Raw genomic sequence first — 15,483 nt, forward strand, 5'->3', positions numbered from 1 at the left:
AGATCCACAGAAATGATATGCTACTACAAAAGGAGGATACCGATTATGAAGACCGATATCGAGATTGCACAGGAGACGAAGATGCTCCCGATTACCACCGTTGCGTCCCAATATGGAATTACTGAGGACGATTTGGAACTTTACGGAAAGTACAAGGCAAAGATCTCCAATGAGCTCTGGCAGGAGATCAAGGACAGACCGGATGGAAAACTCGTTCTGGTGACAGCGATCAACCCGACTCCGGCAGGAGAGGGAAAGACCACAACCAGTATCGGACTTGCACAGGCGATGACAAAGTGCGGAAAGAAAGCAATGCTTGCTCTCCGTGAGCCATCCCTCGGACCGTGCTTTGGAATCAAGGGCGGAGCAGCCGGCGGCGGATATGCGCAGGTCGTTCCGATGGAGGACTTAAACCTTCATTTTACCGGTGATTTCCATGCGATCACGACAGCGAACAACCTGTTGGCAGCACTTCTTGACAACCATATTCAGCAGGGAAATACTCTTGGAATCGACCCGAGACAGATCCTCTGGAAGAGATGTCTTGACATGAACGACCGTGTGCTGAGAAACATTGTAGTGGGACTCGGCGCAAAGGCAGACGGTTTCGTCCGCGAAGACCATTTTGTGATCACGGTTGCCTCCGAGATCATGGCGATCCTCTGTCTGGCAACGGATATGAAGGACTTGAAGGAGCGCCTCGGAAGGATCATTGTAGCGTATAATTTTGCGGGTGAGCCGGTGACAGCGAAGGATCTCAACGCGGTCGGCTCCATGGCAGCTCTCTTAAAGGATGCCATCAAACCGAATCTGGTACAGACCTTAGAGCACACGGGAGCTCTTGTACATGGCGGACCGTTTGCGAATATCGCCCACGGCTGCAACAGCGTTATGGCGACAAGAACCGCATTAAAGCTTGCGGATGTGGCGATCACAGAGGCAGGATTCGGCGCAGATCTCGGCGCAGAGAAATTCTTTGATATTAAGTGCCGCAAGGCGGGGATCCATCCGGATGCCGTTGTTCTCGTGGCTACTGTCCGCGCGTTAAAGTACAACGGCGGTGTTCCGAAGGACCAGCTCTCCGAGGAGAATCTTGAGGCATTGAAGAAAGGTATCGTAAACCTTGAGAAACACATCGAGAACATCCAGAAATACCATGTGCCGGTTGTCGTTACTTTAAACTCTTTCCTCACGGACACAGAGGCAGAGTATGAATTTATCCGGAACTTCTGCGAGGAGAGAGGCTGTGAGTTTGCGCTGTCCGAGGTATGGGCAAAAGGCGGAGACGGCGGAATTGAACTCGCAGAGAAGGTAATAAACACCCTGGAGAAAAAGACGAGTGATTTCGCTCCGTTATATCCGGATGAGATGGGAATCTCCGATAAGATCGAGACCATTGCGAAGGAGATCTACGGCGCGGGCAGCGTAAGCTACTCACCGGCGGCAAAAAAGGCGATCGCGAAGATCACAGAGATGGGCTTTGGCGATCTTCCGGTCTGCATGGCGAAGACCCAGTATTCCTTATCCGATGACCAGAAGAAGCTTGGCCGTCCGGAAGGATTTGACCTGACTGTGCGCGATGCGTATGTGTGCGCGGGCGCAGGCTTTGTGGTTGCGCTTACCGGTTCCATCATGACTATGCCGGGACTTCCGAAGAAACCGGCAGCGGACAATATTGACGTGGACGAGAACGGAAAGATCACAGGATTATTCTAAAAAAGAAGTAAGAAAACTCACAGGCGGGCGCATATGTTCCCGCCTGTGTGGGTTATGAGAAAGGATGACGACAGTGGTAATTGGAGATTGGTTAAAACGCATGAAATACGATCTGGTTTGCGGCAGTCTGGACCAGAACGTAGATGAAGTGATCTATGATTCGAGAAAGGCAAGACCGGATTCCGTATTCGTGTGCATTCAGGGCAGCACCAGGGATTCCCACGAGTTTATTCCGGACGTATTAAGGGCTGGCTGTAAAGTTCTTGTGGTAGAAAAAGAAGTGGAAGTACCGGCGGATGTGACTGTGATCCGGGTTGAGAGCGGACGACTCGCGCTGGCGGAGCTTTCTGCGGCGCGATTCGGTTATCCGGCAGAGAAACTGATCACCATCGGGATCACCGGCACGAAGGGAAAGACCACGACGAGCTATATGATCAAGGCGGTCCTTGAGGCAGCCGGAAAGAAGACCGGTCTCATCGGAACGAATGGCGCAGTCATCGGGGATGTGAAATTCCCGACCTCCAATACGACACCGGAATCCTATGTGGTGCAGGATTATTTCCATAAAATGGTGGAAGCTGGCTGTGAGTGCTGTGTGATGGAGGTCTCCTCTCAGGCTTTAATGCTTCACAGGGTCGGCGGGATCATGTTCGACTACGGTCTGTTCACAAATATTTCTCCGGACCATATCGGGCCGAAGGAACACAAGAGCTTTGAAGAGTATCTTTTTTATAAGTCAAGGCTTCTTACTGTCTGCAAAACGGGGATCGTGAATCGTCTGACAGACCACTACGATGAGGTCGTAAAGGATGCGACCTGCAGACTTCTTACATATGCCCTGAATGGAAACGCGGATTTCATGGGTGATGACATTCACTATGCATCAAATCACGATTTTGTGGGAATTGAATTCACAATCCACGGCATGCTTGACGGAAGAGTCCGCGTAGGGATGCCGGGAAAATTCAACGCGGATAATGCTCTGGCGGCGTTGGCGGTCTGCACTCTGGCGCTTTCCGGTGGAAGCGGGGTGCTTGATGATCATACAAAACAGGCAATCCTTGGATCCCTCGTGAAGGTCCGCGTGGATGGTCGCATGGAGATCGCGCACGTATCGAAAAAGTGCAGTGTGATCGTGGATTACGCCCACAATGCGGTCAGCATGGAAAGTCTGCTCACAACACTCCGGGATTATCATCCGAAGCGTCTCGTATGTGTATTCGGCTGTGGTGGAAACCGCGCCAGAGATCGCAGATATTCAATGGGGGAGATCGGTGGAAAGATGGCGGATTTCTGTATCATTACGGCCGACAATCCGCGTTTTGAGAAAAACGAGGACATCATCAAGGACATCGAGGTGGGCCTTGCGAAGACGGACGGAACATATCTTGTGATCCCGGACAGACGGGAAGCAATCTTTTACGCGATCAGGAACGCCGAGGAGGGTGACATGATCGCCATTATCGGAAAAGGCCATGAGGATTATCAGGAGATCGAAGGTGTGAAACATCATTTTCTGGATCGGGAAGTCGTGGAAGAGGCGGTAAATAATGTATGATCGTCCGCAGAGGGACGCAGACTGCAGCAGTAAAGGAGATTGGAAAGGAATGGAGAACGTAAGCGTTCAGGATATCGTCCTTGCCACCGGAGGCGTACTGCTCTCCGGAGATGACGGTGTCATGTTAAACAAGATCCGCCTGGATTCCAGACAGGTTGAGACCGGAGATCTTTTCGTGCCGATCATCGGCGAGAAAGTAGATGCACATAAATTTCTGGAACAGGTTGCCGAAAAGGGAGCCGGTGCGGTGCTTACAAGTGAGCATAAGGAAAAAACGGAAGAAATGGCGGAGACCTCCTGTGCCTGGATCGCTGTGGATGACACGAAAAAAGCACTTCAGGCCGTAGGCCGTTACCTCAGAAAACGTCTGACACTGCCCATTGTCGGTATCACAGGGAGCGTCGGAAAGACCACAACGCGGGAAATGATCGCGGCGGCACTCTCTGCGCGGTTTCATGTATACAAGACTCCGGGCAACAGCAACAGTCAGGTAGGAGTTCCGATTACCGTGTCCGAGATCACAAAAGAAGATGAAGTGGGTGTTCTGGAGCTTGGAATGAGCGAGCCGGGTGAACTTACCGTGATCGCACGGATCGCGAAGCCGGATGTGGCAGTGATCACAAACATCGGGATCACCCACATCGAGCAGCTTGGATCCCGCGAGAATATTTACAGGGAGAAGCTGACGATCCAGGACGGACTTTCCGATGGCGGCATCCTCATCTTAAACGGCGACGATGATATGCTTTGCAGGACCAGGGGAAAGGCCGGTGTGAAGACAGTCTACTATGGCACCGGGGAAACCTGTGATTACCGCGCAGTGGACATCGTCCTCATGGACGGAAAAACGGAGTTTACGGCTGTTCATGCGGGAAAAACCCAGGAAGTCCTCTTGAACGTCATGGGCACACACAATGTGATGAACGCTCTGGCAGCCATTGCGGTCTGCTGTGAACGCGGTATGACGATGGAAGAAGCCGCGGAGGGTCTTCTGACTTTCCATGGATTCAAACACCGCCAGCAGGTCTATGCCGACGGAAGATTTACGGTGATGGATGACTCTTACAACGCGAGTCCGGCATCCATGAAGGCGGCTCTCGATGTGTTTCAGGGACTCACGGGAAAACGCCATATTGCTGTCCTTGCGGATATGAAGGAGCTTGGCGGGAATTATCTGGCCTACCACAGGGAGGTGGGCGAGTACGCGGCCAATTCCGGCGTGGATCTTGTTGTGACGCTGGGCGAGGCATGCAGGAGTCTGGCAGAAGGCGCCCGTGCGGTAAAGGAGATTCCGGTGGTGGAATTTTCAGACTGCGGGGAGATGGTGAAATATCTGGAAGCGGAGATCCGGGACGGAGACTGCGTTCTCTTTAAGGGATCCAACTCCATGGGATTGTCTGCTGTGGCAGATCAATTCGTGGAGATGGCCGGAAGGTAGGAATGGCCGGAAGTTTTGAGAAGGGAGGGATCCGAAATGGAACCGTATGCAGATGTCATCATTGATCTTTCCGTAAAAAATGTGGACCGGATCTTCCAATACCGGATCCCTGACCATCTGAAAGAGCTTGTAAAGCCCGGAGTTCAGGTGAATATCCCTTTCGGAAAGGGAAATACCGAACGGAAAGGGATCGTGGTAGGTCTCTCAAAAGAGACAGATTATGACCCTGAAAAAATGAAAGAGCTCCTGGATGTGGAGACAGGCGCTGTCCCGATCCGTACTCAGATGATCTGCCTCGCCTTCTGGATGAAGGACCGCTATTCCACCACGATGAATCAGGCACTGAAGACGGTTCTTCCCGTAAAGGCGAAGGTGATGCCGAGGGAAGAACGTGTGATCGTTTCCTTAAAACCGAAGAATGAGATCGAAACGCTGCTTATAGAAGCGGAAAAGAAGAAATACCGGGCACGGATAAGGCTTTACCGGGCACTTCTTGAAAACGGGGAGCTGCCTTTGAAGCTGACTTCCGAAAAGCTCGGCATCACGGCTGCGATGCTGAAACCGTTAGTAGAAAAAGAGATCGTGGACCTGAAAACAGTCAAAAAAGAACCGGGAGCAGGAAACAGATTTCCAGAGACCGGACCTGTTGCCCTGAATCAGGAACAGAAGAACGCGGCGGAGACCGTGATCCGGGACTATGATTCCGGACAGCGTAATACCTATCTGCTCTACGGAATCACGGGAAGCGGTAAGACGGAGGTCTACATGGAGCTCATCGACTACGTCCTTCGGAAAGGCCGGCAGGCCATCGTCCTGATCCCGGAGATCTCCCTGACTTACCAGACCGTGATGCGTTTTTACCGGCGATTTGGAAACCGGGTTGGTATCATGAATTCCAGACTTTCGGCGGGAGAGCGCTATGAGCAGTCGGAGAGGGCGGCAAACGGGGAGATCGATATTATGATCGGTCCGCGTTCCGCTCTTTTCACACCGTTTCCGGATCTGGGGCTCATCATCATCGACGAGGAACATGAGGGAGCTTACAAGAGTGAGACAGCACCGCGGTACGATGCCAGGGAGGTTGCAAAGGTCCGGGCAGATATGAGCCGGGCAGCCGTAGTCTTAGGCTCTGCGACACCGTCCGTGGAGAGCTATTATCTGGCAGAACAGGGCGAGTATAAGCTTTTGACCCTCACAAAGAGGGCAAAGGAGAACAGCCGTCTGGCGGGGGTCCATATTGTGGATCTGAGAGAAGAACTCGCAGAGGGAAACCGCTCGATCTTCAGCCGGAGATTAAAAGGGCTGATCGAGGACCGGCTGGCGAACAGGCAGCAGGTGATGCTGTTCATGAACCGGCGGGGATATGCGGGCTTTGTGTCCTGCCGCTCCTGCGGAAAGGCGATGAAATGCCCACACTGTGATGTGAGTCTTACATACCACAAAAACGGACGGTTAAAATGCCACTACTGCGGATTTGAACGGCCGCTGCCGGATCGATGTCCGTCCTGCGGTTCCCCGTTTATCGCGCCCTTTGGGACGGGGACCCAGAAACTGGAAGAATTTACAAAGAGGGAATTTCCAAAGGCCCGGATCTTAAGGATGGATGCGGACACCACGGCAAAAAAAGGGGCTCATGAAGAAATCCTCACCACCTTCGCAGAGGGCGGGGCGGATATTCTCATTGGGACCCAGATGATCGTAAAGGGTCATGACTTCGCGAGTGTGACCCTTGTGGGTGTCATGGCAGCGGATCTCTCCCTCTATGCACCGGACTATAAGAGCGCAGAGCGTACCTTTGAGCTCCTGACTCAGGCATCCGGGCGGGCCGGGCGCGGGGAGCTTCAGGGAGATGTGGTGATCCAGACATATGCGCCGGACCATTATGCAGTATCCTCCGCGGCAGAGCAGGACTATCTGCAGTTTTACCGGCAGGAGCTTCTGTACCGGAAGATGATGGGATATCCGCCCCTTGTGAGGCTTCTGACTATCAGTCTTTCCTCAAAGAGGGAGGCGGATGTGATCCGTGCGTCAGAGGATATGAAACGGGTCATTCTGAGGGAATATGCACTGGATGGACTGAAGGTCATCGGTCCGGTGGAGGATTCCCCCTACAAACTTAATGATAATTACAGAAAAATTTTATATATGAAACATGAAAGTTATGATATACTATTAAAAGTCAGAAATTGCGCCCGGAAGCGGGAGAACATCCCGGATCTTTTCCGGAATGTGTTCGTCCAGTACGATCTGACTTAGTAGTTTTCGATAAAAAATTGAGAGGAAATAAGATAAAATGGCAATCAGACAGATCAGAACCATCGGAGATGAGATCCTTACAAAAGAGTGTAAGCCGGTAAAGGAAATGAATGAGAGGACCCTTGAGCTCATCGAAGATATGTTTGAGACAATGTATGAGAATAACGGCGTCGGCCTTGCCGCACCGCAGGTGGGTGTCCGCAAGCGCGTCGTGGTTATCGATGTGGAGGACGGAAACCAGTATGTGCTGATCAACCCGGAGATCCTCGAGACGAGCGGAAGCCAGACCGGTCAGGAAGGCTGCTTAAGTGTTCCGGGAAAATGCGGACAGGTGACCCGCGCGGATCATGTAAAGGCAAAAGCTCTCAATGAGAATATGGAAGAGTATGTGATCGAGGCAGACGGACTTCTTGCGAGATGCATTCTCCACGAGTGCGACCATCTGGATGGAAAACTTTACGTCGATCTCGTAGAAGGCGAACTTCAGGATACAGCCGGAGAGGATGAGGAATAGTATGCGTATTGTTTTTATGGGAACGCCGGACTTTGCGGTTCCGACGCTGACTGCTCTCATTGAGGGCGGACATGAAGTTGTGGCTGTGGTGACACAGCCGGATAAGCCGAAGGGGCGCGGAAAAGCCGTCCTTATGACTCCTGTAAAGGAAAAAGCGATCGAGTATGAAATCCCGGTATACCAGCCGGTAAAGGTGCGGGATCCGGAATTTGTGGAGCTTTTAAAAACGATGGCACCGGATGCCATCGTTGTCGTCGCATTTGGCCAGATCCTTCCGAAGTCCATTCTGGATCTTCCGAAATACGGCTGCGTGAATGTACACGCGTCCCTGCTTCCGAAATACCGCGGGGCTGCCCCGATCCAGTGGGCGGTCATTGACGGTGAGAAGGAGAGCGGAGTGACGACCATGATGATGGATGTGGGGCTGGATACCGGCGATATGCTGGAACAGAAAGCGATCCCGTTAGATGAGAAAGAGACTGGCGGAAGCCTGTTTGACAAGCTCTCTGCTCTCGGTGGATCCATGATCTTATCCACTCTAAAGGGACTGGAAAACGGAACGATCACGAGAACTCCGCAGGGAGAGTCCGGTACTTCCTACGCGAAGATGCTCACGAAAGAAATGGGACATATCGACTGGACGAAGGACGCGGTGTCCATTGAGCGTCTTGTCCGCGGCTTAAATCCGTGGCCAAGCGCATATACATCATATGCCGGAAAGACGATGAAAATCTGGTCAGCAGAGGTTACGGATCTTCCGGGAGAAAGAGCTCCGGGAAAGATTCATGTGACAAAGGACCGGCTTTTTTTTGAGACCGGAGAGGGTGTCCTTGATGTAAAGGAGCTTCAGCTTGAGGGAAAGAAGCGGATGGATACAGCTTCCTTCCTGCGCGGTTTCCAGATGGAAGACGGAAGTTTCTGCGGGTAAGCTTCGCGGGTGATGCCGCGGGCGGTCCTGAAAAATCCGGCTGAAAAGCCGGCTGCCGGGACGACAGAAACGAGATCGAAAGGAGAGATGTTTTATGTACGGAATGTATGGTTACGGTTATGGTTATGGCCTTGATCCGACGATCATCCTTGTATTGATCGGAGTTGCCCTTTCTCTCTGGGCTCAGGGACGTGTAAATTCCACGTTCTCGAGATATTCCAGAGTCCGCAGCATGACTGGCATGACAGGGGCAGAGGCGGCGAGACGCCTTTTAAATGCGCAGGGAATCTACGATGTGACGGTCCAGCAGATCGCCGGTGAACTTACCGATCACTATGATCCGCGGACGAAGACCGTAAACCTGTCCCAGTCCGTTTACGGAGCGACTTCCGTTGCGGCTATCGGTGTTGCCGCCCACGAATGCGGCCACGCGATGCAGGACAATGAGGGATATGCGCCGTTACGGTTCAGAAGTGCTCTCGTTCCGGTGGCAAACTTCGGCTCCAGTCTTTCCTGGCCGCTGATCCTTTTAGGACTTGTGTTCGGCGGACTTGGTTCTCCGCTGGTGGAGATCGGAATCTTAATGTTCTCTCTGGCGGTGCTGTTCCAGCTTGTGACACTTCCGGTAGAGTACAATGCGTCTGCCCGTGCGGTAAGACTTCTGGATGCACAGGGCATTCTCGCGGGCGAGGAAGTAAACGGGACGAGAAAAGTACTGAACGCGGCGGCACTGACCTATGTGGCGGCAGCAGCGACTTCGATCCTGCAGCTTCTCCGTCTCATAATTCTCTTTGGAGGAAGAAACAGACGTGACAGATAATACGACAAATATCCGGGAGGTCGTCCTTGACGTCCTTCTGGAAGTCCTCGAAAACCATAATTTGAGCCATATTGTTTTAAAGCAGGCACTGGAAAAGTACCTGTTTCTGGAACGTCAGGACCGCGCGTTTATCACAAGATGCGTGGAGGGAACTCTGGAGTACCGGATCCAGATCGATGCAGTGCTTGACCGCTTTTCGAAGGTGAAGACCGCAAAAATGAAGCCGGTGATCCGGGAGATCCTCAGAATGTCGGTCTACCAGATTCTGTATATGGAGCGTGTACCGGACTCCGCGGTCTGCAATGAGGCGGTAAAGCTTGCAAAGAAACGAAAATTCCAGGGGCTTTCCGGCTTTGTGAACGGTGTCCTGCGGACGGTCTCCAGAGAAAAAGGGAAACTTGTCTGGAAGGACGCTTCGGAGCGCTATTCGATCCCCCGGTGGATGTTATCCATGTGGGAGGAGATGTATGGAAAAGAGACTTCTGAAACCATTGCTGCGTCATTTTTAGAAGAACGCCCCCTTACGGTGCGCTTTAATGAGAGCATCTCCCCGGCGGAGAAAACGATCGGAGAGTTGAGAGATCATGGCATTACGGTGGAGGAGTCCGGGATATTTCCGGGGATCGCTTCGATCCGTGGCTTCGACTACTTAGACCGGGTGTGCGCGTTCACGGAAGGAAAGATCACAGTTCAGGATCCAAGCTCCTCCCTTGCGGCACAGATGGCATCTATTGCCCCGGGAGATTTCGTTCTTGACGTGTGCGGAGCTCCGGGAGGAAAGGCCATGCATGCAGCAGATCTTTTAAAAGGTACCGGTATGGTGGAAGCGAGAGATGTGAGCGGGAGAAAGACGGATCTTATTGAGGAGAACATCATGCGCTGCGGCTTCCGGAACATTCGCACGAACGTTTGGGACGCGACAGTTCTGGATCCGTCTATGGTGGAGCAGGCAGATGTGGTTCTGGCAGATCTCCCATGTTCCGGTCTCGGAATTATCGGAAAGAAACCGGATATCAAAGAGCGGATGACGAGAGATGAGATCAAAAATCTCGCAAAGCTGCAGAGGGAGATCCTTTCTGTGGTGACTCAGTATGTAAAACCTGGTGGAACGCTTGTTTACAGTACCTGTACGATCACTGAGGAAGAGAATGAAGAAAACGCGGACTGGATCGAGAAGCATCTGGCGTTTGAAAAGAAGAGGATCGCAGATCTCCTGCCGGAGGCTCTTAAGAGTTCCTGCGAGGAGAACAGGATCCAGCTTCTTCCGGGACTCCATCCCTGCGACGGCTTCTTTATCTCTGTGTTCAAAAAGAAGAAATAATACTGTGCAGGTTCTGAATCCGCGGACATGACTGCCTGCGGATCCGTTAAAAACGGATTTATGTGGAAACATGACAGAACCAAGGCTTTTGGAGAATCGAGAATGGAAAAGAAAGACCTGAAATCAATGACACTGGAAGAACTGACAGAGTTCGTGAAGGAGCTGGGTGAAAAATCGTTCCGGGCAAAACAGTTATACCAGTGGATGCATGTAAAATTAGCCGAGTCTTTAGACGAATGTACGAACCTTCCGAAGTCGCTTAAGGAAAAGCTTTCGGAATACAGTACATACACGTCCCTTAAGACCGTAAAGATGCTGGAATCGGGGATCGACGGGACAAGAAAGTATCTGTTCGGTCTCGATGACGGAAACGTGATCGAGAGCGTCCTGATGAAATATCACCACGGAAATTCTGTGTGTATTTCCTCTCAGGTGGGCTGCCGCATGGGCTGCCGGTTCTGTGCGTCCACTCTGGACGGACTCACAAGAAACTTACGTCCTTCGGAGATGCTGGATCAGATCTACCGGATCCAGAGATCCACGGGAGAGCGTGTCTCCAACGTTGTGGTCATGGGAAGTGGTGAGCCGATGGATAACTATGATAACCTGATCCGGTTTATCAGGCTTCTTTCCGATGAAAACGGTCTGAATATCAGTCAGAGAAATATCACGGTATCCACCTGCGGGATCGTACCAAAGATCTTAAAGCTTGCGGAAGAAGGTCTTTCCATTACTCTGGCACTTTCCCTTCATGCGCCGGACGATGAGACGAGAAAGACTCTGATGCCCATCGCCAACAGCTACTCCTTATCGGAGGTGCTTCCGGCATGTAAGGAATATTATAAAAAGACAGGAAGACGCCTGACCTTTGAGTACAGTCTTGTACAGGGCGTCAATGATAACCTTGACGAGGCAAAGCGCCTGACTGCGCTTTTAAAGGATATGCAGGGGCACGTGAACCTGATTCCGGTAAACCCGATCAAGGAACGCGACTTCAAACAGTCCAATCGGGATGCCATTGACGCGTTCAGGGGTTATCTTGAAAAACACGGCATCAACGTTACGATCCGCAGGGAGATGGGCCGCGATATCGGCGGTGCCTGCGGACAGCTTAGAAAGAGCTATCTGAGTGAGGAGGAATCGTCATGATCTCTTACGCGAAGACAGACACCGGTCTTGTGAGAAGATCCAATCAGGATTTCCTGTTTGCAGCGGATCAGCCGGTGGGACCGCTTCCGAATCTGTTCATCGTGGCAGACGGAATGGGCGGACATAAGGCCGGGGATTTCGCGTCCCGGTATGTCGTGGAACATATGAAAGAATATATTGAAAATTCTGATCTGGCCAGTCCTGTGATGATCCTCAGAAAAGCTCTGGAGAAGACGAATCAGGGGCTCTTTGAGGAAGCTCAGGGAAACCCGGACCGGGAAGGAATGGGGTCCACTCTGGTTGCCGCTACGATCGAGGACGACATGATGTACGTGGCAAATGTGGGGGACAGCAGACTTTATCTTTTGCGGGACAGTCTTGCACAGATCACGAGAGACCATTCCCTTGTGGAAGAGATGGTCGCGAGAGGAAAAATGGAGCGGGACAGCGAGTCCTACCGAAGTCAGAAGAACATTATTACCCGCGCCATGGGAATCGGAAACCGGGTGGAGGCGGATTTCTTTGAAGTGCCGCTTCTTGAGTGTGACTGTATTCTGCTCTGCTCTGACGGATTGACGAACATGGTGGATGATGCCGAGATCAGCCGGGTCTTAAAGACAACGGATACGCTGAAAGAGAAGACGGAAGCGTTGGTTGACGAGGCAAACCGGAACGGAGGAAAGGACAACATTGCGATTGTCCTTGTAGAACCTCAGATAAGTGAGGTGAAGCTATGATTTTATACCCTGGAACGATGCTGCAGGACCGATATGAGATTCTGGAAAAGATAGGTTCCGGCGGAATGTCAGAGGTCTATAAAGCAAAATGCCATAAATTAAACCGTCTGGTCGCGATCAAGGTACTGAAATCGGAGTTTACTTCCGACGCGACCTTTGTCAGTAAATTTAAGATGGAAGCTCAGGCAGCGGCCGGACTTTCACACCCGAATATTGTCAATATATATGATGTCGTGGATGAGGGAGACATCCACTTTATCGTTATGGAGCTCGTAGAGGGAATCACCTTAAAGAGCTATATCACGAAAAAAGGTCATCTGGATGTAAAGGAAGCCATCGGGATCGCGATCCAGGTAGCCTCCGGAATCGAAGCAGCCCATGAACAGCATATCATTCACCGTGATATCAAGCCTCAGAATATGCTGATCTCCATGGATGGAAAGGTGAAGGTAGCGGACTTCGGAATTGCGAGAGCTGTGTCGTCCCAGACCATGAATGCGGCGACAGTTGTGGGATCTGTCCACTATATCTCCCCCGAACAGGCGAGAGGCGGATACAGCGATGAGCGGAGCGACCTGTATTCCTTAGGTATCACCATGTTTGAGATGGTCACCGGCCATGTTCCGTTTGAGGGGGACAACACGGTGACGGTCGCGCTGGCACATCTGGAAGAACCAATGCCGGATCCCAGAATGTTGAATCCGGATGTGTCCCCAAGTCTTGCGAGGATCATCTTAAAATGTACGGAAAAGAGACCGGAGCGCCGATACCCGAACGCGGCGGCCGTGATCAGTGACCTGAGAAGAGCACTTTTAAATGATGATGACCCGACTATCGGCGCCGTTAAAGAGGAAGACCACAGCTCCGATACCATCGTCATCAGCCCAAAAGAACTGAATCTGATCAAGACGAGAAGTGGGGAACGGATCCGGGAGTCAAAGCCGGTAAAAGAGATCCGTGAGCGCAGGGAACGGCGGGATCTGGAAAAGCGGTATGATCAGCCGGAGAACGCGAAGAAGAAACCGAAAAAGAATAAAGTGGATGATGAAGCCACAGGACTGGAAAAGATCCTGACAGGCTTAGGCGTGGCGGCAGCCATCGTCATTGTCGCGGTTGTGATCGTGTTTGTCCTGAAGCTTGGCGGTCTGTTCAGAAGCAGCACTCCGGAGGATCCGACAAAAACCGTTTCTGAGGAAGCTATGACGGAAGAAGCGAAGACAACTGCGGCATCGGAGACTGTTATCAGCCAGAAGGAAGTCTATATGCCGAAGCTTGTGGGCCACTCCGAGGAGGAAGCCGAGAAGATCTTACAGGGACTCGATCTCACCATGCAGGTAGAGCAGAAAAACTCGGATGAAGTGGAAAAAGGCATAGTCATCTCACAGAAGGAAGAGCCCGATACCGTGATTCCGCGTTTCTCCAAGGTAACTGTTGTCATCAGCGCGGGTTCTGATAAGGTTGATCTCTCAGAACTTGGCCTTTCCGGAATGACACTGGAAACGGCGGTCCGCCTGTTGGAGGGAAAGAATTTAAAAGCAGATGTTCGGGAGGAAGCCAGCGAGGAGGTGGCTTCCGGAACGATCATCCGCTATGAACCGGAGGAAAAAGTGGCCCTCGGAAGTACCGTAACCTTATATGTGAGTACGGGACCGGAGGAGGAATTCGTTCCTGTACCGAATCTTTATGGAAAGACGGACGCGGAGGCGGCAGCACTTCTTTCCGCGGCAGGACTTGTGACCGGAGAGGTTTCAAAGGAGTACGACAGCACGATCTCGGCCGGTCACGTCATCAGTCAGGGCGTTGAGGCAGGAACTCAGGTAGCACCTGGGGATACCGTGGATTACACTCTGAGTCTTGGGCCGGAAGCTCCGAAAAAACAGTTTATTGCATCTCTGGATGCAAGCTATCCGCTTCAGGTCTCCTATGGACCGGGGGCAGCGTCCTCCGAGATCCAGATCCTGATCCGTTTAAAGCAGACGGTGAACGGCAAAGTGACCTATACGAAGCTTGCGGAGCCAAAGTCTTACAGCGCGGACACAACCCTGAATATCAAGTTAGACAGGATCCGCGGCGCGGACGGCGTACAGACCGGTGAGGTGGAGATCGTGGACCTCACGAACAACGTGGTACTGACATCCTATAATGTGACATTTACGGAGGTTGACGGTTGACTGGAAAGATCATAAAGGGAATTGCCGGATTCTATTACGTACATGACGGCGTTTCCAAAGTATACGAGTGTAAGGCAAAGGGCGTATTCCGGAACCGGAAGATCAAGCCTCTTGTGGGCGACAATGTGGAGTTCGACGTGCTTTCTGAGGAGCAGAGCCTCGGAAACATCGCGGAGATCCTTCCGAGGGAGAACTCCCTGATCCGTCCGGCAGTGGCGAACATCGATCAGGCAATGATCGTGTTTGCCGTCGCTGACCCGGAACCGAATTTAAACCTTCTGGACCGCTTTCTGGTTACGATGGAAGCCCAGAATGTTCCGGTGGTGATCTGCTTTAATAAGACAGATCTCGGAAAAGAGGGTGAGGCAGAACGACTTGCTGGAATCTATCGGGATGCCGGATATGATGTCCATCTGTCCTGTGCTCTGGCGGGGGAAGGGATCGAGGCGATCCATGACCTCTTAAGGGGGAAGACAACGGCACTTGCCGGCCCGTCCGGTGTTGGAAAATCATCCCTGACAAACAGGATCCAGCCGGAGGCGGAGATGGAGACGGGGGCCGTCAGTGAGAAGATCCGCAGGGGTCGCCATACCACAAGACATTCGGAGCTGTTCTTCGTCGAGAAGGAGACCTTCGTGATGGACACGCCGGGCTTCAGCTCCATCTTTGTCGACAATATGAAGCCGGAAGAGTTAAAGGATTTCTTTCCGGAATTTGAGGCCTACGAGCCGGAATGCCGGTTTTTGGGCTGTGTCCATGTGGGAGAACGGGAGTGCGGCGTCAAGGAGGCCGTAAAAGCAGGAAAGATTGCGGATTCCCGGTATGAAAATTACCGGCTGATCTATGAAGAACTGAAGAGTAAAAGGAGATATTAA

At 52.0% G+C, this 15,483-nt stretch carries 12 protein-coding genes; all 12 read left to right on the forward strand.

What is annotated here, in order from left to right:
* Positions 1-45: 45 nt before the first annotated feature.
* The 12 genes from DW826_RS07165 to rsgA all read left to right on the forward strand — a co-directional run bounded on the left by DW826_RS07165 (position 46) and on the right by rsgA (position 15,483).
* Entirely contained in the window at positions 46-1,716 is a 1,671-nt protein-coding gene (locus tag DW826_RS07165; protein WP_117469672.1) for a formate--tetrahydrofolate ligase, read from the forward strand.
* Positions 1,717-1,780: 64 nt separating this feature from the next.
* Positions 1,781-3,274, forward strand: a complete 1,494-nt coding sequence (locus tag DW826_RS07170) for a UDP-N-acetylmuramoyl-L-alanyl-D-glutamate--2,6-diaminopimelate ligase (RefSeq protein WP_347472303.1) — start codon at positions 1,781-1,783, stop codon at positions 3,272-3,274.
* 49 nt (positions 3,275-3,323) lie between these two features.
* Complete coding sequence (murF, locus tag DW826_RS07175) at positions 3,324-4,712, forward strand: UDP-N-acetylmuramoyl-tripeptide--D-alanyl-D-alanine ligase (RefSeq protein WP_117552426.1); 1,389 nt, start codon at positions 3,324-3,326, stop codon at positions 4,710-4,712.
* 36 nt (positions 4,713-4,748) lie between these two features.
* Positions 4,749-6,968: a primosomal protein N' gene (gene priA, locus DW826_RS07180; RefSeq protein WP_117503830.1), complete on the forward strand. Its 2,220-nt coding sequence runs from the start codon at positions 4,749-4,751 to the stop codon at positions 6,966-6,968.
* A 37-nt stretch (positions 6,969-7,005) separates the two neighbouring features.
* The gene (def, locus tag DW826_RS07185) at positions 7,006-7,482 is read left to right on the forward strand and encodes a peptide deformylase (RefSeq protein WP_117469670.1); all 477 of its coding nucleotides are present in this window, start codon (positions 7,006-7,008) and stop codon (positions 7,480-7,482) included.
* A 1-nt stretch (position 7,483) separates the two neighbouring features.
* Entirely contained in the window at positions 7,484-8,410 is a 927-nt protein-coding gene (gene fmt, locus DW826_RS07190) for a methionyl-tRNA formyltransferase (protein WP_117552406.1), read from the forward strand.
* 94 nt (positions 8,411-8,504) lie between these two features.
* Entirely contained in the window at positions 8,505-9,230 is a 726-nt protein-coding gene (locus DW826_RS07195) for a zinc metallopeptidase (RefSeq protein WP_015554621.1), read from the forward strand.
* The gene (gene rsmB / locus DW826_RS07200; protein ID WP_117552407.1) at positions 9,220-10,551 is read left to right on the forward strand and encodes a 16S rRNA (cytosine(967)-C(5))-methyltransferase RsmB; all 1,332 of its coding nucleotides are present in this window, start codon (positions 9,220-9,222) and stop codon (positions 10,549-10,551) included. The genes DW826_RS07195 and rsmB overlap by 11 nt, the downstream gene beginning before the upstream one ends.
* Positions 10,552-10,653: 102 nt before the next feature.
* On the forward strand, positions 10,654-11,700 hold the full coding sequence (rlmN, locus tag DW826_RS07205; protein ID WP_117552408.1) for a 23S rRNA (adenine(2503)-C(2))-methyltransferase RlmN: 1,047 nt from the start codon (positions 10,654-10,656) through the stop codon (positions 11,698-11,700).
* The gene (locus tag DW826_RS07210) at positions 11,697-12,437 is read left to right on the forward strand and encodes a Stp1/IreP family PP2C-type Ser/Thr phosphatase (RefSeq protein WP_117469668.1); all 741 of its coding nucleotides are present in this window, start codon (positions 11,697-11,699) and stop codon (positions 12,435-12,437) included. The genes rlmN and DW826_RS07210 overlap by 4 nt, the downstream gene beginning before the upstream one ends.
* The gene (gene pknB / locus DW826_RS07215; protein WP_117552409.1) at positions 12,434-14,608 is read left to right on the forward strand and encodes a Stk1 family PASTA domain-containing Ser/Thr kinase; all 2,175 of its coding nucleotides are present in this window, start codon (positions 12,434-12,436) and stop codon (positions 14,606-14,608) included. Before DW826_RS07210 ends, pknB begins: the two co-directional genes overlap by 4 nt.
* Positions 14,605-15,483, forward strand: coding sequence for a ribosome small subunit-dependent GTPase A (gene rsgA / locus DW826_RS07220; RefSeq protein WP_117483680.1), 879 nt, complete (start codon positions 14,605-14,607; stop codon positions 15,481-15,483). Before pknB ends, rsgA begins: the two co-directional genes overlap by 4 nt.

Source organism: Clostridium sp. AM34-11AC (genome assembly GCF_003435375.1).
GTDB lineage: Bacteria > Bacillota > Clostridia > Lachnospirales > Lachnospiraceae > Pilosibacter > Pilosibacter fragilis.

What these genes read in the sequence shown, in the direction of transcription:
- pknB (WP_117552409.1), top strand. Translation starts at nt 12,434, where the DNA reads ATGATTTTATACCCTGGAACGATGCTGCAGGACCGATATGAGATTCTG.
- murF (WP_117552426.1), top strand. Translation starts at nt 3,324, where the DNA reads ATGGAGAACGTAAGCGTTCAGGATATCGTCCTTGCCACCGGAGGCGTA.
- rlmN (WP_117552408.1), top strand. Translation starts at nt 10,654, where the DNA reads ATGGAAAAGAAAGACCTGAAATCAATGACACTGGAAGAACTGACAGAG.
- priA (WP_117503830.1), top strand. Translation starts at nt 4,749, where the DNA reads ATGGAACCGTATGCAGATGTCATCATTGATCTTTCCGTAAAAAATGTG.
- DW826_RS07210 (WP_117469668.1), top strand. Translation starts at nt 11,697, where the DNA reads ATGATCTCTTACGCGAAGACAGACACCGGTCTTGTGAGAAGATCCAAT.
- DW826_RS07165 (WP_117469672.1), top strand. Translation starts at nt 46, where the DNA reads ATGAAGACCGATATCGAGATTGCACAGGAGACGAAGATGCTCCCGATT.
- DW826_RS07170 (WP_347472303.1), top strand. Translation starts at nt 1,781, where the DNA reads ATGACGACAGTGGTAATTGGAGATTGGTTAAAACGCATGAAATACGAT.
- fmt (WP_117552406.1), top strand. Translation starts at nt 7,484, where the DNA reads ATGCGTATTGTTTTTATGGGAACGCCGGACTTTGCGGTTCCGACGCTG.
- DW826_RS07195 (WP_015554621.1), top strand. Translation starts at nt 8,505, where the DNA reads ATGTACGGAATGTATGGTTACGGTTATGGTTATGGCCTTGATCCGACG.
- def (WP_117469670.1), top strand. Translation starts at nt 7,006, where the DNA reads ATGGCAATCAGACAGATCAGAACCATCGGAGATGAGATCCTTACAAAA.